The sequence below is a fragment of the Saccharopolyspora spinosa NRRL 18395 genome (genome assembly GCF_000194155.1).
Classification (GTDB): domain Bacteria; phylum Actinomycetota; class Actinomycetes; order Mycobacteriales; family Pseudonocardiaceae; genus Saccharopolyspora; species Saccharopolyspora spinosa.
Genome location: NZ_GL877879.1, coordinates 549106 through 568106, shown reverse-complemented (window position 1 = coordinate 568106; position 19001 = coordinate 549106). Strand labels below are relative to the sequence as shown.

20 protein-coding genes and 1 pseudogene are annotated in these 19001 nt (G+C 67.6%); 11 read left to right on the top strand and 10 right to left on the bottom strand.

Annotation, left to right across the window (positions count from 1 at the left end; all coding sequences use genetic code 11):
• The first annotated feature begins 2 nt into the window (after positions 1-2).
• The 3 genes from SSPN_RS49140 to sepH all read left to right on the top strand — a co-directional run bounded on the left by SSPN_RS49140 (position 3) and on the right by sepH (position 3267).
• Positions 3-701 carry an SEC-C domain-containing protein gene (locus SSPN_RS49140; RefSeq protein ID WP_010308776.1) on the top strand — a complete coding sequence of 233 codons (699 nt, stop codon included), beginning with the start codon at positions 3-5 and terminating at the stop codon, positions 699-701.
• A gap of 253 nt (positions 702-954) precedes the next feature.
• On the top strand, positions 955-2097 hold the full coding sequence (serC, locus tag SSPN_RS0121790) for a phosphoserine transaminase (RefSeq protein WP_010308774.1): 1143 nt from the start codon (positions 955-957) through the stop codon (positions 2095-2097).
• A 267-nt stretch (positions 2098-2364) separates the two neighbouring features.
• Positions 2365-3267 (top strand): septation protein SepH, encoded by a 903-nt coding sequence (gene sepH, locus SSPN_RS0121785; protein ID WP_010308770.1) that lies wholly within the window; start codon positions 2365-2367, stop codon positions 3265-3267.
• Between the two features lie 456 nt (positions 3268-3723).
• On the opposite strand, the gene SSPN_RS0121780 is transcribed toward sepH, so the two are convergent.
• Positions 3724-4344 carry a DUF2537 domain-containing protein gene (locus tag SSPN_RS0121780; RefSeq protein WP_010308765.1) on the bottom strand — a complete coding sequence of 207 codons (621 nt, stop codon included), beginning with the start codon at positions 4342-4344 and terminating at the stop codon, positions 3724-3726.
• Positions 4344-5147 carry a TrmH family RNA methyltransferase gene (locus SSPN_RS0121775; protein ID WP_010308762.1) on the bottom strand — a complete coding sequence of 268 codons (804 nt, stop codon included), beginning with the start codon at positions 5145-5147 and terminating at the stop codon, positions 4344-4346. The genes SSPN_RS0121780 and SSPN_RS0121775 overlap by 1 nt, the downstream gene beginning before the upstream one ends.
• Positions 5148-5374: 227 nt before the next feature.
• Here SSPN_RS0121775 and SSPN_RS0121770 point away from each other — a divergent pair, with 227 nt between their 5' ends.
• The gene (locus tag SSPN_RS0121770) at positions 5375-6313 is read left to right on the top strand and encodes an aldo/keto reductase (RefSeq protein ID WP_010308757.1); all 939 of its coding nucleotides are present in this window, start codon (positions 5375-5377) and stop codon (positions 6311-6313) included.
• A 119-nt stretch (positions 6314-6432) separates the two neighbouring features.
• Positions 6433-7929, top strand: a complete 1497-nt coding sequence (locus tag SSPN_RS0121765; RefSeq protein WP_029535596.1) for a glutamate-cysteine ligase family protein — start codon at positions 6433-6435, stop codon at positions 7927-7929.
• A 136-nt stretch (positions 7930-8065) separates the two neighbouring features.
• Here the strand turns inward: SSPN_RS0121765 and SSPN_RS61735 are convergent, their stop codons facing one another.
• The 4 genes from SSPN_RS61735 to SSPN_RS0121740 all read right to left on the bottom strand — a co-directional run bounded on the left by SSPN_RS61735 (position 8066) and on the right by SSPN_RS0121740 (position 9360).
• Positions 8066-8344 carry an ATP-binding cassette domain-containing protein gene (locus SSPN_RS61735; RefSeq protein WP_272941775.1) on the bottom strand — a complete coding sequence of 93 codons (279 nt, stop codon included), beginning with the start codon at positions 8342-8344 and terminating at the stop codon, positions 8066-8068.
• A gap of 65 nt (positions 8345-8409) precedes the next feature.
• Entirely contained in the window at positions 8410-8526 is a 117-nt protein-coding gene (locus SSPN_RS61730; protein ID WP_010308749.1) for an ATP-binding cassette domain-containing protein, read from the bottom strand.
• A 100-nt stretch (positions 8527-8626) separates the two neighbouring features.
• Positions 8627-8974, bottom strand: coding sequence for an iron chelate uptake ABC transporter family permease subunit (locus SSPN_RS0121745; protein ID WP_010308747.1), 348 nt, complete (start codon positions 8972-8974; stop codon positions 8627-8629).
• 89 nt (positions 8975-9063) lie between these two features.
• The gene (locus SSPN_RS0121740; protein WP_143539463.1) at positions 9064-9360 is read right to left on the bottom strand and encodes a hypothetical protein; all 297 of its coding nucleotides are present in this window, start codon (positions 9358-9360) and stop codon (positions 9064-9066) included.
• A gap of 251 nt (positions 9361-9611) precedes the next feature.
• On the opposite strand from SSPN_RS0121740, the gene SSPN_RS0121735 reads away from it, so the two are divergent.
• Entirely contained in the window at positions 9612-10241 is a 630-nt protein-coding gene (locus SSPN_RS0121735; RefSeq protein WP_010308738.1) for a superoxide dismutase, read from the top strand.
• A 271-nt stretch (positions 10242-10512) separates the two neighbouring features.
• Here the strand turns inward: SSPN_RS0121735 and SSPN_RS0121730 are convergent, their stop codons facing one another.
• From SSPN_RS0121730 to SSPN_RS51490, 3 genes and pseudogenes are all read right to left on the bottom strand, one after another.
• Positions 10513-11760, bottom strand: coding sequence for an MFS transporter (locus tag SSPN_RS0121730; protein ID WP_170121534.1), 1248 nt, complete (start codon positions 11758-11760; stop codon positions 10513-10515).
• 146 nt (positions 11761-11906) lie between these two features.
• Positions 11907-12341 (bottom strand): MarR family winged helix-turn-helix transcriptional regulator, encoded by a 435-nt coding sequence (locus SSPN_RS0121725; protein ID WP_010308729.1) that lies wholly within the window; start codon positions 12339-12341, stop codon positions 11907-11909.
• 276 nt (positions 12342-12617) lie between these two features.
• Positions 12618-13770 (bottom strand): annotated as a pseudogene (locus tag SSPN_RS51490) (NCS2 family permease); the annotation flags it as partial.
• Between the two features lie 66 nt (positions 13771-13836).
• Between SSPN_RS51490 and SSPN_RS0121715 the strand changes: the two are divergent.
• The 5 genes from SSPN_RS0121715 (at position 13837) to SSPN_RS49135 (ending at position 17477) form a co-directional block, all read left to right on the top strand.
• Positions 13837-14130: a DUF2530 domain-containing protein gene (locus SSPN_RS0121715; RefSeq protein ID WP_010308726.1), complete on the top strand. Its 294-nt coding sequence runs from the start codon at positions 13837-13839 to the stop codon at positions 14128-14130.
• A 103-nt stretch (positions 14131-14233) separates the two neighbouring features.
• Positions 14234-15028, top strand: coding sequence for an ESX secretion-associated protein EspG (locus SSPN_RS0121710; RefSeq protein WP_010308724.1), 795 nt, complete (start codon positions 14234-14236; stop codon positions 15026-15028).
• 153 nt (positions 15029-15181) lie between these two features.
• Positions 15182-15595: a PE domain-containing protein gene (locus tag SSPN_RS0121705; RefSeq protein WP_010308720.1), complete on the top strand. Its 414-nt coding sequence runs from the start codon at positions 15182-15184 to the stop codon at positions 15593-15595.
• A 12-nt stretch (positions 15596-15607) separates the two neighbouring features.
• A complete protein-coding gene (locus SSPN_RS0121700) occupies positions 15608-16186 on the top strand; it encodes a DUF3558 domain-containing protein (RefSeq protein ID WP_010308715.1) in 579 nt (192 codons plus the stop codon).
• 46 nt (positions 16187-16232) lie between these two features.
• Positions 16233-17477: a hypothetical protein gene (locus SSPN_RS49135; protein ID WP_143539462.1), complete on the top strand. Its 1245-nt coding sequence runs from the start codon at positions 16233-16235 to the stop codon at positions 17475-17477.
• A 72-nt stretch (positions 17478-17549) separates the two neighbouring features.
• On the opposite strand, the gene SSPN_RS0121690 is transcribed toward SSPN_RS49135, so the two are convergent.
• On the bottom strand, positions 17550-18986 hold the full coding sequence (locus tag SSPN_RS0121690; RefSeq protein WP_158309610.1) for an outer membrane protein assembly factor BamB family protein: 1437 nt from the start codon (positions 18984-18986) through the stop codon (positions 17550-17552).
• Positions 18987-19001 lie beyond the last annotated feature (15 nt).

Sequence of the window (19001 nt, the reverse complement as noted above, 5' to 3'; positions counted from 1 at the left end):
AGATGGAGAAGGGCGATGCCGGTTCCGAGCTCGAGGAACGCTTCGCGCAGCTGCTCCGCGAGGGCTCGAACTGCGAGTGGGCCTACGTGACGGCGTCGATCGCTTACCAGCTCGTTGACGCACCCCAGGAGGCTCTGCGCTGGCTCAACGTCGGCGTCAACCGGTTCGTCCCGAGCCTGGACGTCGAGCTGGAGAAGGGCGATGCCGGTTCCGAGCTGCTGCGCCAGCGCAGCCTCCTGCGCCGCGAGCTGGGCCTGCCGAACGACGGATTCGACGACCTCCTCGACCGCCTGACCGACCACGGCCGCCAGATCGGCGAGCAGATCCGCGAGATCCGGCGGCACGACGAGACCGAACGGCTCGCGGTCCTCTACTGGCCACCGGCGGAATTCGCCGAGCTCCAACGAGGACGCCCGAGCTGGTACCCGGGCACCACGCACCTGGAGCACCGCCGGGAGGTCCAGCGGGCCCTGCGGCAGCACCTGGCACCTGCCGTGGTCACCGGCTCGATCGGGGCGCTGGTGGACTTCGCCGCGTCCCGCGGAATACCCCCTGGGGAGCGGTCCGCCCGCGAGGAGTTCGCCGCCGAAGCCGCCCGCCGCGGGCTGGCGACCGCCTGGCCGCCGGGCCGCAACGACGCCTGCTGGTGCGGCTCCGACCGCAAGTACAAGAAGTGCTGCGGAGCCTCCGGCTTCGTCTGAGTCGCGCCGCAGGGCCGTGCGCCCCTGCGGGCCGACCAAGATCAGGTGATGTCGCCCGGCGGATGTTGGCCAACTGCGATGGTCCGCAGTAAGTTGCGGTGCGGCTGTTCGCAGCACCGGGGTCACCCCCCGGAAACGCTGCTGCAACACTTGAGCCGAGCCGGCAAAGGCGCCGGTCATCAGGCCACTGGCGCGCGGGAGGCACTGCCCCGCCACCTGCACAGTCACCACAACAACGCCCGGAGGCGCCGGCATGACGCAGGCCGAGACCATCGATCCGACGACCCTGAAGCTGCCCGACGAACTCAAGCCCGCCGACGGCCGGTTCGGCTGCGGTCCGTCCAAGGTGCGCGACGAGCAGCTCGCCCGCCTGGCCGACGCTGGCGCCGCGCTGATGGGCACCTCGCACCGGCAGAAGCCGGTGAAGTCCCTGGTCGGGCGGGTCCGGGAAGGACTGCAGGAGCTGTTCTCGCTGCCCGACGGCTACGAGGTCGTGCTGGGCGTCGGCGGCACCACCGCGTTCTGGGACGCCGCGACGTTCGGCCTGGTCCGCGAGCGGTCGCTGCACCTCACCTATGGCGAGTTCTCCTCGAAGTTCGCCAAGGCCGCCAAGACCGCGCCGTTCCTGGCCGACCCGGTGGTGGTCGCCGCCGAGCCGGGCGACGCGCCGGAGCCGGTGTCGGACCCGTCCGTCGACCTGATCGGCTGGGCGCACAACGAGACCTCCACCGGCGTGATGCTCGCGCCGAGTCGCCCGGAGGGGTCGGAGAACGCGCTGATCGCGATCGACGCCACCTCGGGCGCGGGCGGGCTGCCCTTCGACGCGGCCGACGTTGATGTCTACTACTTCGCGCCGCAGAAGTGCTTCGCCGCCGACGGCGGGCTGTGGCTGGCCGCGATGAGCCCGGCCGCGATCGAGCGGATCGGCGAGATCGGCGCGTCTGACCGCTGGGTGCCGGAGTTCCTGTCGCTGCCCACCGCGCTGGACAACTCCCGCAAGGACCAGACCTACAACACCCCGGCGGTCGCCACGCTGTTCCTGCTCGCCGACCAGATCGAGTGGATGAACGGCCAGGGCGGGCTGGACTGGTGCGTGCAGCGCACCCGCGAGTCGTCGCAGCGGCTGTACTCCTGGGCCCAGGCGTCGGAGTTCGCCACCCCGTTCGTCGCCGACCCGGCGAAGCGCTCCCAGGTGGTCGGCACCGTCGACTTCGCCGACTCCGTCGACGCCGCGGCGGTCGCGAAGGCGTTGCGCGCCAACGGGATCGTGGACACCGAGCCATACCGCAAGCTGGGCCGCAACCAGCTGCGGGTCGGTATGTTCCCGGCGATCGATCCGGATGACGTCACCGCACTGACGAAGTCCATCGACTGGGTGGTTTCGCAGCTCTCCTGACACACAGAGCCGCCGGGATCGAGGCCGATCCCGGCGGCTTTTTACCCAACAGCCACTCCTCTAAGTGAACAGTCGGCTACTACTGGTGATATTGACGGAAAATGAGTGGTTTTACCCGTTCGCTCAAGCACCACCTTTCCGGCAAGATCGAAGCCGGAGAGAGCGACCAACGAGGATACGACGTGCCCGGCGTGCCTCCCGCGTCAAGGCGGCGCGCCGGGTTACTGTCACAGCTTGGTGACATGTAGGTCGGCGGGAGGCTGGCGTATGCGAGCGCTGCGAGTGGTCGGGCTCGACGAGGACGGTGAATCCGTCATCTGCGAGGACCCGGAGAACGGTGAGCGCTTCACCGTGCCCGCCGACGAACGACTGCGTGCCGCAGCCCGCGGTGACCTCACCAGGCTCGGCCAGGTCCAGATCGAGATGGAAGCCCAGATGCGGCCCCGGGAAATCCAGGCCCGCATCCGCTCTGGCGCGTCCGTAGCGCAGATCGCGGAAGCGTCCGGCATCCCGGAGCACCGGGTCGAGCGCTACGCCTACCCCGTGCTGCTCGAACGCGCCCAGATCGCCGAGATGGCACAACGCGCGCACCCGGTCCGCGAAGACGGCCCGGACGTCCAGACGCTCGGCGAGGTCGTCGCGCACACCTTCGGCATGCGCGGCCACGAGTACTCCGAAGCCAACTGGGGCTCCTGGCGCGGCGAAGACGGCAAGTGGGTCGTGCAGCTGACCTGGCAGGCCGGGCGCTCGGAGAACCGCGCGCACTGGGTCTTCCACCCGGGCGCGCACGGCGGCACAGTCGCGGCGCTCGACGACCACGCCGCCGACCTGCTCGACCCGTCCCCGAACCGCCCGCTGCGGACGGTTCGGCCGGTCACCGAGCTGGCGCGCGAAGCGCTGCAGCTCGACCAGCAGGCGCAGCCGGTGCAGGAGCGGGTGGAGGAGCCGGCGGCCGCGGCGCGGCCGGAGGCTCCGAGCCCCGACCCGGACACCGGCCCACCGGCGGAGCCGGTGGAGGAACCGGCGGCGGAGGAAAGCGCCGAAGGCGCGACCGCCGAGGCGGCGGAGGACGACGCGCAGCGCAAGGCGGAGCCGCGGCGCGGGCGCAAGAGTCATCCGATCGTGCCGTCATGGGAGGACGTCCTGCTCGGCGTCCGGTCTCACCGCTGACGACAGAAACCCAACGGGGCCGGGGCGAGCACCAAGCTCACCCGGCCCCGTTGGCATGTCCACGGTCACTTCGATTTCAATGGAAATTGCACTCCGCCGGCCTGTCGGACCACAACGCGTCGACGGATGTGGACGACTCCCCAAATTTCAAATGGAAATCAGAGTTCCGATTTCCATTGGGCCGTTTCATCCTGGCCGATCCGCAGCCGCGACGCTGGAAGTCGGTGCTGCCGCAAGCGGCGTAGCCGCCTTGGCCCATCCTCGCAACCGGCACCGCCGCAGGTTCTAAGCGGTCTTCTTGCGAGGACAGCTCCGACGCCGCGTGTTGGTCGGTCATACACAAGTCCCGGGATCCCGGAGTCGAGAAGACCGCTGAGGTTCCGCTACCCGCACCGCAGCGCAAGAACAGGCTGGAAAACGCTCCTTGAAATTGCGTGGTCGGCCGGGGTGCGGTCGTCAGCTGAGGAGGCGGAGGAGGCTGAGGGTCAGCGTTATCCAGGCGGCGACTATGCCCGCCGCCGTTCCGTAGGCCGCCCAGCGCCAGACCGGGACGTTCCGGCCCAGCCAGATCGACGGCGTGAACCCGGCCGCGACCGCGAGATTGACCACCGCCGCGAGGATTCCGCTCACGTCCGCCAGCCCCTGCGTCACCACCACCAGGGTCACCGCCACGATCGCCCCGATGATCGCGCTGACCACCAGGCCCGGCCCCCACGGCGTTGGCGACACCGGGGCGAGCGTTCCGCCACGTCGTCCAGGTATCGCGTGCGCCGAGCGCGGCCGGCCGATACGGTCCAGTTCGCCGTTGAGCGGGTCGACGTAGCCGATCTGCCCGCCGGTCTCCGCCGCGAGCCGCATCGCCAACTGGCGACCGCGCTGCGACACCAGCTCCGCGTCGTTGTCCGCGGTTTCCTCGGCCTTCACGGCCTCCACCACGTGCGCCCACTCGTGCAGCGCAGCGACCAGCGCACCCGGCAGCCTCAGCCGGGCCGGGTCGACCTCGCGACCGACGCCGCGCACCAGGACCGCGCGACCGGATCGTGCGTGCAGCTCCCAGCCGGATTCCCGGGCGTCCATCACGCTCCGATCATCGCGTGGAAGGTGATCGCGCCGGCGGTGGCGACGTTGAGCGAATCCACCCCGCTGACCATCGGGATCCGGACCGCGACCTCCGCGGCCTCGATGGCCTCGTCGGTGAGCCCGGGGCCTTCCGAGCCGAGCAGCACCGCCACCGAACCCCGGTCCAGCTCCGCGTCGCGAAGGGATTTCGAATCCGCTCGGGGGGTGAGCGCGGCGATCCGGAAGCCGTTGTCGCGCAACAGCTTGAGGTCTTCCGGCCAGGAGGTGAGGTGGGCGAACGGGACCCGGAGCACGTGCCCCATCGACACCCGGACGCTGCGCCGGTACAGCGGATCCGAACATCCCGCGCCGAGCAGCACGCCGTCGATGCCGAGCGCGGCGGCGTTGCGGAACAGCGCGCCGAGGTTCTCGTGGTCGCCGATGCCTTCCAGCACCGCCAGGCGGCGGGACCGGCCGATGAGCTCCGCCGGCTCGATGACCGGGGCTCGGTCGGCGACCGCCAGCACGCCGCGATTCAGGTGGAAGCCGACCACGCTCGCCATCACGCCGGCATCGGCGACGTAGGCGGGGACGTCGAGGGCCGCGGTGGCCTCGGCCAGTTCCTCGATCCGGCGGCGCACCCCGAACAGCGCCCGCACCGGGTACGGCGAGGCGAGCAGCCGCTCGACCACCACGACGCCTTCGGCGATCACCAGCCCGCGCCCGCCCGGGCGATCCGGGCGGCGGTCCGCGCGGGACAGATCGCGGAAGTCGTCGACCCTCGGGTCGTCGGCATCGCTGATCTCGACAATGTGCGCCACGCCCGCATTCTCGCACCCGCCGCGAATCGGGCTGGCCGCCCCGGCTGGCGCGTTGCGGGTGAACCGCGTTGTCGTTCTCGGCCAGTGGGATCGGCGGTGCCGGAGATGCAGCTGCGCCCCTTGACCTGCTCCGGATTCGCCTGGGATTCCGGGCAAAACGCGCGAAGATCGACGACTGTGCCGTCCGCCACCAGATCGGGCGACTCCACGAGGAGTAGGTTCGCGGCATGGCTCGACTCGGAAACACTGAACTCAACGTCTTCCCCATTTGCCTCGGTGGCAACGTGTTCGGCTGGACGGCCGACCGCGACGAGACCTTCGACGTTCTGGACCGCTACTCCGCCGCGGGCGGCAACTTCATCGACACCGCCGACAGTTATTCCTTTTTCGCTCCGGGCAACTCGGGCGGTGAGTCGGAAACGCTGATCGGCGAGTGGCTGCGCGCCCGGGGCAATCGCGACGACATCGTGATCGCCACAAAGGTCGGCAGGTGGCAGGATCGGCGACCCGGCCTGTCGGCGGCGAACATCAAGGCCGCCGCCGAAGATTCGTTGCGGCGCCTAGGAGTCGATCACATCGACTTGTACTATGCGCACAGCGACGACGAGGCCACGCCGCTGGCCGAGACGCTGGGCGCGTTCGACGAACTGGTGCGGGAGGGCAAGGTCCGCTACGTCGCGGCGTCGAACTACACCGCACCACGCCTGGCCGAGGCGCTGGAGATCTCGCGCCGTGAGGGCCTTGCCCGCTTCGACGCCTTGCAGCCGCACTACAACCTGGTGGAGCGCGGCCACTTCGAGGGCGAGCTCGCCGAACTCTGCGTTCGCGAGAACCTGGCAGTGCTGCCGTACTACGCGCTGGCCAAGGGATTCCTGACGGGCAAGTACCGGCCGGGCGGCGACAGCTCGGAGAGTCCGCGGGCCGAGGGTGCCCGCACCTATCTGGACGAACGCGGCGTGAAAGTACTCGCTGGACTGGACGAAATCGCGACACTCCGTAACGTGCCTATCCCTTCGGTTGCACTGGCGTGGCTGTTGGGGCAACGGAGTGTTACTGCGCCAATCGCCAGCGCCCGCAACACCGAACAGCTAGCGGATCTGCTCCCGGCGGCCCAACTAACGCTCACTTCCGCCGAGCTGGAGCGGCTTGCGGACGCCTCCCGTTGATCATTCTGAGCACCTTCCGGTGACACCGTTTTGGCCGCTGGCCCCCCGGGTACCGATGTGTCACGGTGGTTTCCCCAGCGCTGCGCGCTGACGTGCTGCCGATCAAGCGGGGAGACGGCATGAGACGGCACGTGGACGATCAACCCTTCAAACCAGTGGACCGGCAACGGTATCGGAGCAAGATGCAGCGCGGCCTTGACGCCCTGGCCCGGATGCTCGCCGAAGGCAATTTCTCCTTCCCCCACCAGCAGATGGGGCTGGAGATGGAGCTGTGCTTGGTGGACGACCAGATGGAACCGTCCATGTCCAACGCGGTGGTGCTGGAGAAGATCAGCGAGCCGGTGTTCACCACCGAGCTCGGCCAGCAGAACATCGAGCTCAACGTCGAGCCGCAAGTGTTGGCCGGGGACAGCGCCTTGGAGCTGGAGGCCCGGATGCGGGCAGCGCTGCTGCGCGCGGACGGCGGGGCGCACGACGCCGGGGCGAAGATCGTCATGATCGGCACGCTGCCGACGCTGCGCAGCGCGCACTTCGACCCGAACTGGCTGTCGCGCAACCCGCGGTATTCGCTGCTCAACGAGCAGATCTTCCTGGCGCGCGGCGAAGAAATGCTGCTGGACATGGAGGGCGTGCCACTCGACGACGCGCAGCCCGAGAAGCTGCGTTCCTACGCGGACTCGATCTTGCCGGAGTCGGCGTGCACGTCCGTCCAGCTGCACCTGCAGGTGGCGCCGGAGGACTTCGCGGCGCATTGGAACGCCGCGCAGTGCCTGGCCGGGGTGCAGGTGGCCATCGGCGCGAATTCCCCGTTCCTGCTGGGCAAGGCGTTGTGGCACGAGACGCGGATCCCGCTGTTCCTGCAGGCCACCGACACGCGGCCGGTGGAGCTGAAGAACCAGGGCGTGCGACCCCGGGTGTGGTTCGGGGAGCGTTGGATCACGTCGATCTTCGACCTGTTCGAGGAGAATGTCCGCTACTTCCCGGCGTTGCTGCCGGAGCCGGAGGAAGAGGACCCGGTGGCCGCGCTGGAAGCCGGCCGGGCGCCGACGCTGACCGAGCTGCGGTTGCACAACGGCACTATCTGGCGCTGGAACCGGCCGGTTTACGACCTGGTGGGCGGAATTCCGCACCTGCGGGTGGAGAACCGCGTGCTGCCGTCGGGGCCATCGGTGGTGGACATCGTCGCCAATGCCGCGTTCTTCTACGGTGCCCAGCGGGCGCTCACCGAACAAGATCGTCCATTGTGGACGCAGATGTCGTTCGCGGCGGCGGAGGAGAACTTCTACTCCGGGGCGCGGCACGGCTTCGACGCGCACCTCTACTGGCCGAGCATCGGCTGGGTGAAGCCGGATGAGCTGGTGTTGCGACGCCTGCTGCCGATGGCGCACGACGGCCTGCGGGCGTGCGGGGTGTCGGACGCCGCGTGCGAGCGCTACCTGGGCGTGATCGAGAAGCGCTGCCTGGCGAAGCGCAACGGTTCGACCTGGCAGCGGGAAACCGTTGCGCTGCTGGAAGACCGAGGCGCGGACCGGCACGGCGCCCTGACCGGCATGCTGCGCCGCTACATCGACCTCGCCGACAACGGAGACCCGGTCCACACCTGGCCGGTGGGGTGATTTGCCCGGAATCGGGCGATGCCCCCAACGGCGAGATCGCAGCTCCCACGTCAGAGGGCTCCGTCGACGTCGAGGACCGCGAGGCGGTCGCAGAACTCCGCCGCGTTGCGCAGGTCGTGCAGCGTCAGGAGCACTGTCAGGCTCGATCGCGCCAGGTCGCGGAGGAGGTCAGGACACTGTACTGGTGCCGCAGGTCGAGGTGGTTCGTCGGCTCGTCGAGGACGAGCACCCGCGGTTGCTGCGCAAGCGCATGCGCGATCGCCGCTCGCTGCCGCTCGCCGCCGGACAGCGTGCGAACGTCTCGCTCCGCAGCATCCAGAAGTCCTTTGCATCGCAGGGATTCTTCGACGATGTGCTGGTCCGCCGACTGCATCCGCTCCAGCAGGCCCAAGTGCGGCAGCCTGCCCTGCGTCACCACTTCCCGAACCGTCCGCGCTGCGCGGCTCTCGGCTTCCTGCGTGGTGGCGGCCAGAATCCGGGCTAGCCGACGCCCCCACCACCGGCCCTACCCGCGACCTCGACGAACCCGGCCACCGGTGCCACCGCCCGGTGCAGCGTGCGCAGCAGCGTCGTCTTGCCACTGCCGTTCGGGCCCACTAATTTAGCCCGAACACCTCGCCCTACCGGACCTCGATGTCCACATCGGACAGAATCGTCCGGCCGCCCAGCTCCACGCGCGCCCCGCGTACCCGCACGCTCATGCGACCCGCCGCTGCCGCCGCTCCCGTCTCTCCCGCCGCAACATGACCAGGAACAGCGGCCCGCCCACCAGTGCCGTGAGCACCCCCACCGGCAGTTCGGACGGCGCGATGACCAGCCGCGCCACCAGATCCGCCAGAACCAGGAACACCGCGCCAAACAACGCCGACACCAACAGCATCCGCCGCGCTTCGGCACCGACCAGGAAGGTCGCCGCGTCCGGCACCAGCAGCCCGGGGTCCTGCGTTGCGGTCCCGACCGGGATGGACACGCTGCTGGCCGACATCGCGATGTTCGGCGAGGTGCTGGGCTTACCGGAGAAGGCTCGGCGGGTCGCGGCCGACATCGAAGGCCGGGTACGCGCGGTCGAGCAACGACTGGCGGGCACTGCGCTGATGGACGTCTTCGTCTACGACTCCGGCGAGCAGGCCGCATTCACCTTGGGTGGCAACGGCGTCGGCAACTGGCCTCCAGCGTTTTCGGGCCTCGGCCGGTCGTGTCGTCGAAGGCGCTGGCGTAGCCGCCGACGACCAGGTCCGGCTCGGTTTCGAGGATGCGCTCGTGGGACGGGTACTGGTCGGCGAGCAGCGGCACGCCGTTGCCGGGACCGCCGGCGGTGGTCGTCCCGTTGAAATCGAAATCGCCATTACCCACGCGTGCCGGGTGGCGATTTCGCGCGACATCGCCGCTCCCCGTGGCGTGTCCAATCTGCGCGACGAGCAATCGGCGCATCGTGCCTTCCAGGGGCGAGCCGGCCTGCGGGAAGGCCGGGACCGCACGGGAAGCCGCGAGTTCCAGACCCCGACCGCAGACCACGGCGGTCGCTGGAGTCATCCAAAATGCTCCCGCACCGCAACGTTTTCGCAGATCACAGGGGTTTCTGGCGCAACTCGCCCGGCAGTTGAGATCAACACCCCCATCCAAGACTAATTGCCATAAGATGGCAGTAGCTAGACTCTGTCGACAGCGAAGGGAGATGCTCAATGGCGCAGTACGTGTTGCCGGAGTTGGACTACGACTACGCGGCGTTGGAGCCGGCGATCGCCGGTGAGATCAACGAGTTGCACCACAGCAAGCACCACGCGGCGTACGTCAAGGGCGCCAACGACACGGTGGAAAAGATCGCCGAGGCGCGGGAGAAGGGCGACTTCTCCTCCATCGTTGGGTTGGAGACCACGCTGGCGTTCAACCTGGCGGGGCACTCGCTGCACCTGGTGTGGTGGAAGATCCTCTCGCCCAACGGCGGGGACAAGCCGACCGGCGAGCTGGCGGCGGCCATCGACGAGGACTTCGGTTCCTTCGACAAGTTCCGCGCTCAGATGGAGGCGGTGTCGACCACGATCCAGGGCAACGGCTGGGGCGTGCTGGCCTGGGACCCGGTGGGTCAGCGGTTGATCACGCAGCAGCTGCGGGACCACCACGCGAACCTGTCGATCGCCACGACCCCGCTGCTGGCGTTCGACATCTGGGAGCACGCGTACTACCTGCAGTACCGCAACGTGAAGGCCGACTACGTCAAGCATCTGTGGAACGTGGTCAACTGGGACGAGGTCGCCGCGCGCTTCGCCGACGCCCGCGCCGGTTACAACGGCCTCCGTCTCCCCAACGCCTGACGAGCAGAACCACCGCGCCGACGTTTCTCGCTGGTCAGTAGCCGTGAGTCCGTTGAGCAGCCACAACTGCCCGAAAGACGCACGGCATCCAGGACTCGGTGGTGAGTGCTCCGACAAGCCCACCGCCGACGCTTCGGGGCCTTCCTCCGGGAGGGCCCCGAAGTCGTTTCCGCCCCGCAGACGATCGGGCCCCGGTCTCCCGAAGGAGGCCGGGGCCCGATCCGTTCCCGAACTGACTACCGCTCCCACCACGAAGCGGACGAGATTTAGGTTAGCCTAACCTCCGTGATCGGGCAACCCCTCCGTCCACCGAACCGGCACCGCGCCGACGCCATGCCAGCACTGCGGCCCCGCCGACCGCGGCGGCCAACGATGCCAGACCGCCCAGCAGGATCGGCCAGCGCGGCCCGAGCACCTCGGCGATCCACCCGGAAGCCAGCCCACCCAGCGGTTTTCCACCCAGGAACAGCAGCATGTACAGGCCCATTACCCGGCCGCGCATGGTGGGCTCCACGGCCAGCTGGACGGTCGAGTTCGCGCTGGTGGTGAACGTCATGACGGCGACCCCGACCGGGATCAGCGCCACCGCGAACAGCTCGTAGGTCGGCATCAGCGACGCCGCCGCCTCCAGAATGCCGAACACAGCGGCACCCAGCAGCATCAGCCTCAGCCGCGGCACCCCACGCCCACTTCGGCGGGCCGCCAGCGCCGCCCCGGTCAACGTCCCGATCGCGAGCATGGTGATCAGCAGGCCGTAGCCGTCGGCGTCCCGCTCGAAGGTGTTGCGCGCGACCACCGCGAACGTGCTCTCGAAGTTCATGCCGAAGGTGCCGAGGCAGAACACCAGCACCATCACCACGATCAGATCCGGACGCCCGCGCACGTAGCGCAGCCCGGCGCGCAGTTGGCCGCGTTCCTTCGGCGGCGGCCTGACCCGGTGCAGCGCCGCCTGATCCATCAGCGCCAGCCCGGCGACCACGGCGACCGAGCTCAACCCGTTGGCCAGGAACACCCAGCCGGTGCCGATCGCCGTGATCAGCACCCCGGCGATGGCCGGGCCGACGATGCGGGCCAGGTTGAAGGTCATCGAGTTCAGCGCGACCGCGTTGGTGAGCTGCGCTTGCCCGACCATCTCGACGACGAACGACTGCCGCACCGGCGCGTCCACCGCCGCGAAGCACCCCAGCACGAAGCACAGCACGAAGACGTGCCAGAGCTGCACGAGGCCGGTGACGTTGAGCAGCCCGAGCACCAGCCCGCACGCGCCGAGCGCGCTCTGGGTGCCGATGAGCATGCGCCGCTTGTCGAAGCGGTCCGCGATGACTCCGGCCCACAGTGTCAGCAGCAGCGTCGGGATGAACTGCAGGGCGACCGCCAAGCCGAGCGAGGCTGGGCTGCCGCCAGAGAGTTCCAGCACCAGCCAGTCCTGCGCGGCGCGCTGCATCCACGTGCCGGTCAGCGACACGACCTGACCGGAGGCGTAGTAGCGGTAGTTTCGCTCCCGCAGCGAGCGGAACATGCCGCCACCGGAGTCGGTGGAGGCAGTGGATCCGTCCGATGTGGACGACGATGTGAGGTTGCCCGGATCCTCGCTCGGGCCTGCTCCCGTGCGCGATGTGGATCGGTCAACCACGCTCGTGCTTACCGCCTCTCACTGACGTTCTGTCATCGGCTGGCCATTCGGTCGATGATCTCGGCCGCCTGGGACAGCACCCGGCGCTCCTCTTCGGACAGGTTTACGAGCTGCTGGTCCAGCCAGCGCTCCCGGACCGAAACCTCTTCGTCTATGCGGGCCCGACCGGCCTCAGTCAGCTCCACGATGGCCTGCCGACCGTCGGTCGGGTGGGCTCGACGGGCAACCAGCCCGGCGTCTTCCAGGGCGGCGATCACCCTGGTCATCGACGGCGGCTGGACGCCTTCCTTCGCTGCCAGCTCACCCGGCGTCATCGCGCCGGTCTTGTGCAGGCAGGACAGCGCAGACAGCTGGGACAGCGTGATCTTCGAGTCGGTGCTCTGCGCGCGCAGCCGCCGATTCAGGCGAACGACCGCGAGGCGCAGACGACTCGCCAGGGTGCGCTCTCGCTCCGCAATATCGGACACGTCGTTAGTCTACCAAACTATTTCGGGGAATCGGACAAACTGATCATGCAGATCAGTGGCCGCCCACAATAGCCAGGTCGCGCCCCCGAAACCTGGATCGCACCTCAATCGACGCACTACTCCGATCGGACCATCCTGGCGCTGCCGAAGTCCGGCGGGTTCCGCCTGGTCAGGAGGCGTGAGCACGTTGTGCTGCCATAGCGCAATGCCGCTTTGCTTGAGCGGCACAAAATGATCACGGGCGAAACGACGAGCGGAGCGGGCAGATGAGAGGCCGAAGAGCGCGCTGAACAGACCGGAGCAGAAGTAGAGCACGAACGCCGCCGAGACGACCCACATCAGCGGGTGCACGGTGCGGACGCGGCCGGTGAACACCTGCAGCAGCACGCAGCTGAGGAAGCCCACGCCGGAGCCGCCGCCTCCACCGGAATGACCTGGTAGAGCGGGGTAAAGAACATCGCCGCCAGGAACAGCGGGCCGGTGATCACGTTCGCCAGCCCCGTCCGCGTCCCCCTCCGCGATGCCGGACGCGGACTCCACGAACACGGTGTTGGAGCTAACTGAGCCGAAGCCGCCCGCGACCGCGCCGACGCCCTCAACGGCCAGCGCCTTGCCGATGCGTGGCAGGTTGCCGTCCTTGTCGGCGAGCCCACCTTCCTTGCCGAGGCCGGTCATGGTGCCCACGACGTCGAAGAAGTTCGCCAGCACCAGCGTGAACACCAGCATCGCGGCGGCCAGCGCGGGCAGCCGGGTCCACGCGCCGAAGGAGATGCCGCCGACCAGCGACAGGCCCGGCAGCCCGACGACCTGCCCCGGGATCGCCGGTCGGCCACGAGGCGATCGAACCGTCGATGCCCAGCCCGACCGGCACCGTCGTGTTGGCCGCGTCCGGAAGCCGCCGCACGAACCCGGAGTCGACCAGGCCGACGAACGTGATGAACACGCCGACACAGACCGCGATCGCGGCCTTGAGCTCGGTGGCACCGCGTTGAACACCGCTGTCCGGAAGCCGGTGGCGACCAGGATCAGGATGATGATGCCGTCTACCACCAGGCCCAGGCATGGGCCTCCGGCCACGTCGCCTGCGGCGCGATGGTCACCTCCAGCAGCGTGTTGCTGCCAAGCCGGCGGCGATCGCGAACGGGTAGTTGGCGACGAATCCGAACAGGATCGTCATCACACCCGCGACCAGCGCGGTAGTCGCCGCGACCTGCGAAAGCGGCAAGATGTTGCCGAGCACGTCGCGCTTGGCGCCAGCGTCCTCGGCGGAGTAGCTGCCGAGGATCAGCGGGTTGAGCACGATGATGTACGCGACCGTGACGAAGGTGACCACGCCGCCGCGAACTTCCCGCCCGACGCTGGACCCACCGTCGGTGATCTTGAAATACCTGGCCAGCAGCGACCTCTTGGAAGCGTCTTGATCCACCATCAGTACTTCCCGATCAACGCGCCTGCGCGCGCGTTTACTACCGGGAGTAACCTGCCTGACGTGGCAATGGACAGCGAATCCACCTCCTCCGCGCCGGGTCACCGGCCGGTCCCGCCGCTGCCGCGGAGGCTGGCGGACCCGACCCCGGTGGTGCTGTTCGGCACGACGCTGTGGTTCGCCGGGGCGGTCCTGTTCGGCATCCGCCACTGGGCCGACGGCGCCTCGGAGATCCAGTTCTGGACCTGCCTGGTCGGCGGGGCGCTCGGCATCATCGGCTACGGAGTGTTCCGCTGGCAGCGCTCGGCGGCGCGGCGCGGCTCCCGAGGAGCTTGGAAGGGCCTGTCCGGTCTCGACGGCTGAGCCTGCACGATTCCTGCTCCGTACGGTCCCGCGACCGGTTAGTCTGCACAGTCGTCACCAGATCCGACGCGCAACTCTGACCTAACGCGGGAGCGCAGTACCAGTGCCCAAGCTCGACGTCGACCGACTCGAATTCGCGATCCTGGCCGAACGCGCCGGACTCACCCGAATCCCGGTGATCGCGTCGTACAGCAACTACGGGACGACCGTCAAAGACATACCGCGCGAGTTCGACGCAGCCGAACAGCGGGTCCGCGACCGCGGCCTGATCAACCCGGGCGGCGTGAACGACCGGGTCATGGAACTGCTGGGCATCTACGCGCACACGACGGTCGAGTACGACCTGCGGTTCTCGTCCAAGAAGGAAACCGAGCTGCGGGCGGCGGTGTCCAAGGCGAACAAGACGGCGGTGCGCACGGTCGTCGACGGCGACCGGATCATCCTGGAGCCGGTGCACCCCAACGACCTGATCCCGGCCCTGGTGTCGGTGCTGCCGGAACACCCGCCGGCGCGGATCCGCCCGCCGCTGAGCGTCGACCTGGCGGAGATGCGCACGGCGATGACCGAGGTGCGCCGCCGCGGCGACGAGGACACGCAGGCGATCGAGCAGAGCCTGCGCGCCCGCGGCGTGAACGTGGCGAGCTTCCGCAAGATGACGCAGCTGCTGGACGGACCGCGCCTCGGCCTCGGTGAGATCGGCGTCACGATCTGGGACGACCGCCGCAAGGAACGCCGTGGAGACCAGACGCTCCGCATCATTGACCTGCAGCTCGGCCGCACGGCGGTCTACAACAGCGGAACGCAGCGGATGTTCGCGGGGGCGGACATGAGCACGTTCACGCGAGTGCTCGGCGAGCTGACGACGAAGACCCGGCGCGAAGCGGCGGCGGCCTGGTAGCGACGAAAGTCACTCCGCCAAACGGACCAATACAGCAACGAGTTGGGAACCGATCTCGTCCGAGGATCGTCACATCGGTGCACGGATGAGCAAAGACCTGGCAAGCTAAGCGCGACGTGTACCTGATTCAGGGGACAAAGGGGGTAGTGAGAGGTGTCATTCTTCGACGGGGTCGGCAACGCTGTCGTCACGGCGGGGCAGAAGGTTGCGCGGTCAGCGACGATCCACACGGCGATCAACTCAGGCGGCACCGCGAAGGCGGCGTCGTTCCAGGTCGACATCGAGCAGATTCCAGGGCTGATCACGGAGTACGAGAAGGCCCAGGACATGCTCGGCCGCATCCTGCGGAAGGCACAGGACCTTCAGAACGTTGTGCCGCCCGGAGACGACGAAGTCAGCGAGAGGCTCGCGAGCTCCCTGGGTGAGATGGCGGGGAACAACGAAGGCTGCCTTTCATGGGCCGTCAACGATGCTCGTGCCCGCATCCAGTCGCAGATCGACCAGCTGAAGGCTGCGCTGGGCACTTACCAGACCACTGACGAAAACGCGACCGCCCGCCAGGTTTAAGGAAGATCTCACGTGCTACGCCGCGCAACTGTCACCGCCATCTCCCTCCTCGCCGTGCTGGGGGCGGCGGCATGCTCTCCAGGCGGGTCGACTAACACGCCGAGCTCGGACACCGACGAGACCACCACAACCTCCCCGGCGGCCCCGAAGGTCGAGAACCCGAAGAACCTCAAATCAATCACCGACGCATGTCAACTGCTGACAGATCAGCAAGTCAAGAGCCTTGGTGGTGTCAAAGAGAGAAGGCCTCCAGAACAGAGCCCTAACGGCTATGGCGAGCCCAGCTGCGAATGGGCGAACGATGCCTTCACCGCAGCTGTCTCGATCAACACCAAGCACGGCGGCCTGGAAAAGGTCCTGAAGAACGCGGAGACGCGCAAGAGCTACAAGCTGACACAGCTTGACGGTTACCAAGGAGCGCGCGTCGACGAGCAGAGCGACCTGTGCCGGATCGAGCTAGCCATCGCCGACGACCAGTCGCTTGAGGTCAACTACTTTAAGAACGCTGGCGGCACGCCGGAAATGAACGATCCGTGCGGCTACGCGGAGAAAATCACCAGCGAGGCCCTGAAGAACGTTCCAGGCGCCTGATCGCGTCCGGACTACCACGACCAGTTTTCGAAAAGGGGGTGTGATCATGGTTTTACCGATCATCGTCGGCGGCTACCTGCTCACACGTGAATCGGACCGTGGTAACACGGACGAGATCATGAGCAAGGTGGGCTTCAACCACCCGGAGAAGTACAAGCAGATCCACGGCGGGAACGGAACGGAGGATCTTTCCCGCAAAGTGCTGGGGTGGAAGACCGAAATCGGTGGCCAGTTCACCGATGTCTACAACATCCTGGACACCGCCAATAACAAGGCCAAGCTCGCTTGGGAAGGTCAGGCCGCAGAGCAGCATGGCTCCACCCTGCAGCCGATGTCGCAGTTCATCGAAGACGCCAAGGGCGTTTCGGAATCGGTCGGTGTCTCAGCTGAGGACCAGGTCGACAACTTCAGCAGGGTCAAGAACAGCATGCCCGAGCCGGTGAAGGTCGATGCGACCGACAACCTGCTCGAGAAGGGCGGCGCTTGGCTGATTGGTGGCGAGACGGACCTGCAGAAGCAGGAGCGCGAAGCTACTGAGAAGGCTCAGGAAGCCAAGCAGCACTATGACAACTACAGCCAGAGCACCACGAACGTCTCACAGAACCTAGCGTTCTATCCGAAGGCCCCGGAGATGGCGTACGACCAGGGCGGGGACAGCACTGGTACGAACCCGACGATCGGCAGGATGCCGAACGGTTCCGGCATCCCCGGTGGCGGCGGCACGCCGGGCGGCGGCGGCGGTGGTGGTGGCAGCTGGGTCAGCGGGACCGGTGACAGCGGTCACAGCGGCAGCGGGAGCGGCAGCGGCAGCGGCAGCACGACTCCATCGCAGAGCAATTCGCAGTGGTCTTCCCCGCCTGTTCCCAATGGTCCCGGCGTGCCTGTGAACACTGGCCCCGGCATGGGTCCGAACACCGGCGGTCCCGGGTTCGGGATGGTGCCCGGTGGGCCCGGCCTCGGCGGCGGCTCCGGTACCGGCGCTGGTGCTGGTCGTGGTCTCGGCGCCGGCGGTGGCGCTGGCGGTTCCGGTCGTGGTGCGGGTCTGGGCGCTGGTGGTCGCGCCGGCCTCGGTGGTCTCGGCTCCGGCTCGGGTGCTGGCGGTGCCGGTGGCACTGCTGGCGCGGCCGGTCGTGGTGGCGCGGGCGGCATGGGCGCCGGTGCTGCTGGCCGCGGCCGGGGCAAGGAGGGCGAGGAAGACATGGAGCACGAGGACAAGTACTGGGTCGACACGGACGAGGCTTGGGAAGACCTGGGCCTGCCCAAGGTCGCCCCGCCGGTCTTCGGCGAGTGACCAACACCCGCTGAAGTCGAGAAGCAAACTGGCCGCACACCGAATTCGGTGCGCGGCCAGCGCTTTTCTCCGCTATCTAACGGCAAACACGAGCGGTGCCCCGAGCGTGCCCCCGCCTGTCCTCACTCCGTAAACCGTGCCGTTGCCCCAGTGCAGGTTGCAATTGACCGGAGAACTGACCTCAGACGGGAACAGACCGCTGATCGCTCTCGGACTGCCGCCGCTCAGCGGAATCTCGAACACTTGCGGCGGGTTCTCGTGAGTACCTGCGTTGATAGCGAGAATTCCGTTCGCGGTCGCTGCGAATGGCCGTCCGGCGATCTTCTTCCCTAGGGCGATGTCCCAGCGCTGCTGCCCGGTTTTCAGATCCACCGCGACGATCTTGTTCGTTTCCCGGTATGCATTGACCGAGGTGCTCCAAGTGGCCCCGACCAGCATTCCGTCAGTGACGATGATGGGGAATCGCATGCGTGCCCGGGTTTCCAGGTAGCTGTTGATCGGGTTGACGTCGAGCCGCCCGGCAGGAAGCTCCTGCGGGAACTCGGTCACCTTGCGCCCTATGTCGTCGAAGACGAGAAGGCTTCCAGGGACTTCGTCCTTGGTGCTCGGATCGACTGCTGCTATCGGCGGATCAGCCGAGATCACAGCAGGAAAGGTGTCCGCGTCGAGGCGGGTCCGCCCCTTTACCGCCCCAGTTGCTGTGTCGAGGAACAGCAGCTCGTGGTATTCCGGCTCGCCTATCGGGCAGTAGACCGGGAACACCGTCGTTCGCTCGCTGATGGCGGGGCCGGACAGATTGCAGTAGCTGCGCGGTTCCTGGTCATGCCGCCATACCTCCTTGCCATCAGCCAGATTCACCCCGAACACAATGTCGTGCAACGAGAACACAACCAGATCACCAACGATCTCCGGGTCGGTGAAATTCGTGGTGCCCCGGTTCTCAACGACCGGCAGGTCAAGCTGCCATTTGAAAACACCTGTCTTGACATCTACGACGGCAATCGTTGAGCATCCCGTCCCCCCGTATGTGGATTTGATGTACGGTCCAAAGGAGATCACCCCGAGGCCGTTCTTAACGTCGTGGCTCATTCCGCAGAACCGACTCAGCGGCGTCTTCTCCCCAGCACGCAGCGGCGGTTGGAAGTCCCATGCCTTCTCCCCGGTTTCAGCATTGAATGCGTACAAACGGTCTTCGTGCATAACCGCGATGATGCCGTCGGAAGCCCAGCTGTTGAGTGGCCTCTCGTCGATCAAGGTCGCCTGCTTCCAGAGCAGCGTCGCCGACGGCCGCTGGTCCTCGTCCCTAGGGCCGTATTTGGCGCGCAACGCCAACCAGCCGGTTACTCCGCCGCCGACCAGAACCACGACGAGCCCGACGATCAGGAACGGAACCCATATCCGGCGCTTCTTGGGCGGCATCGGCGCTGGTCCGGCCGGGTACTGCGGCGGGTACGGCTGCTGTGGATAGGGTTGTTGGCCCTGGTTTCCCGGCCAGCCTTGGTAACTCACTCGGACATGCTCCCC

Bases quoted from the DNA above. Each gene is read 5' to 3' on its own strand.
- SSPN_RS0121715 (WP_010308726.1), top strand. From the start codon at position 13,837: ATGGACAGCGAATCCACCTCCTCCGCGCCGGGTCACCGGCCGGTCCCG.
- serC (WP_010308774.1), top strand. From the start codon at position 955: ATGACGCAGGCCGAGACCATCGATCCGACGACCCTGAAGCTGCCCGAC.
- sepH (WP_010308770.1), top strand. From the start codon at position 2,365: ATGCGAGCGCTGCGAGTGGTCGGGCTCGACGAGGACGGTGAATCCGTC.
- SSPN_RS0121740 (WP_143539463.1), bottom strand. From the start codon at position 9,360: ATGCGCCGATTGCTCGTCGCGCAGATTGGACACGCCACGGGGAGCGGC.
- SSPN_RS0121770 (WP_010308757.1), top strand. From the start codon at position 5,375: ATGGCTCGACTCGGAAACACTGAACTCAACGTCTTCCCCATTTGCCTC.
- SSPN_RS49135 (WP_143539462.1), top strand. From the start codon at position 16,233: ATGGTTTTACCGATCATCGTCGGCGGCTACCTGCTCACACGTGAATCG.
- SSPN_RS0121745 (WP_010308747.1), bottom strand. From the start codon at position 8,974: ATGTCGGCCGCGACCCGCCGAGCCTTCTCCGGTAAGCCCAGCACCTCG.
- SSPN_RS0121735 (WP_010308738.1), top strand. From the start codon at position 9,612: ATGGCGCAGTACGTGTTGCCGGAGTTGGACTACGACTACGCGGCGTTG.
- SSPN_RS49140 (WP_010308776.1), top strand. From the start codon at position 3: ATGGAGAAGGGCGATGCCGGTTCCGAGCTCGAGGAACGCTTCGCGCAG.
- SSPN_RS0121780 (WP_010308765.1), bottom strand. From the start codon at position 4,344: ATGGACGCCCGGGAATCCGGCTGGGAGCTGCACGCACGATCCGGTCGC.
- SSPN_RS0121730 (WP_170121534.1), bottom strand. From the start codon at position 11,760: ATGTTCCGCTCGCTGCGGGAGCGAAACTACCGCTACTACGCCTCCGGT.
- SSPN_RS0121765 (WP_029535596.1), top strand. From the start codon at position 6,433: ATGAGACGGCACGTGGACGATCAACCCTTCAAACCAGTGGACCGGCAA.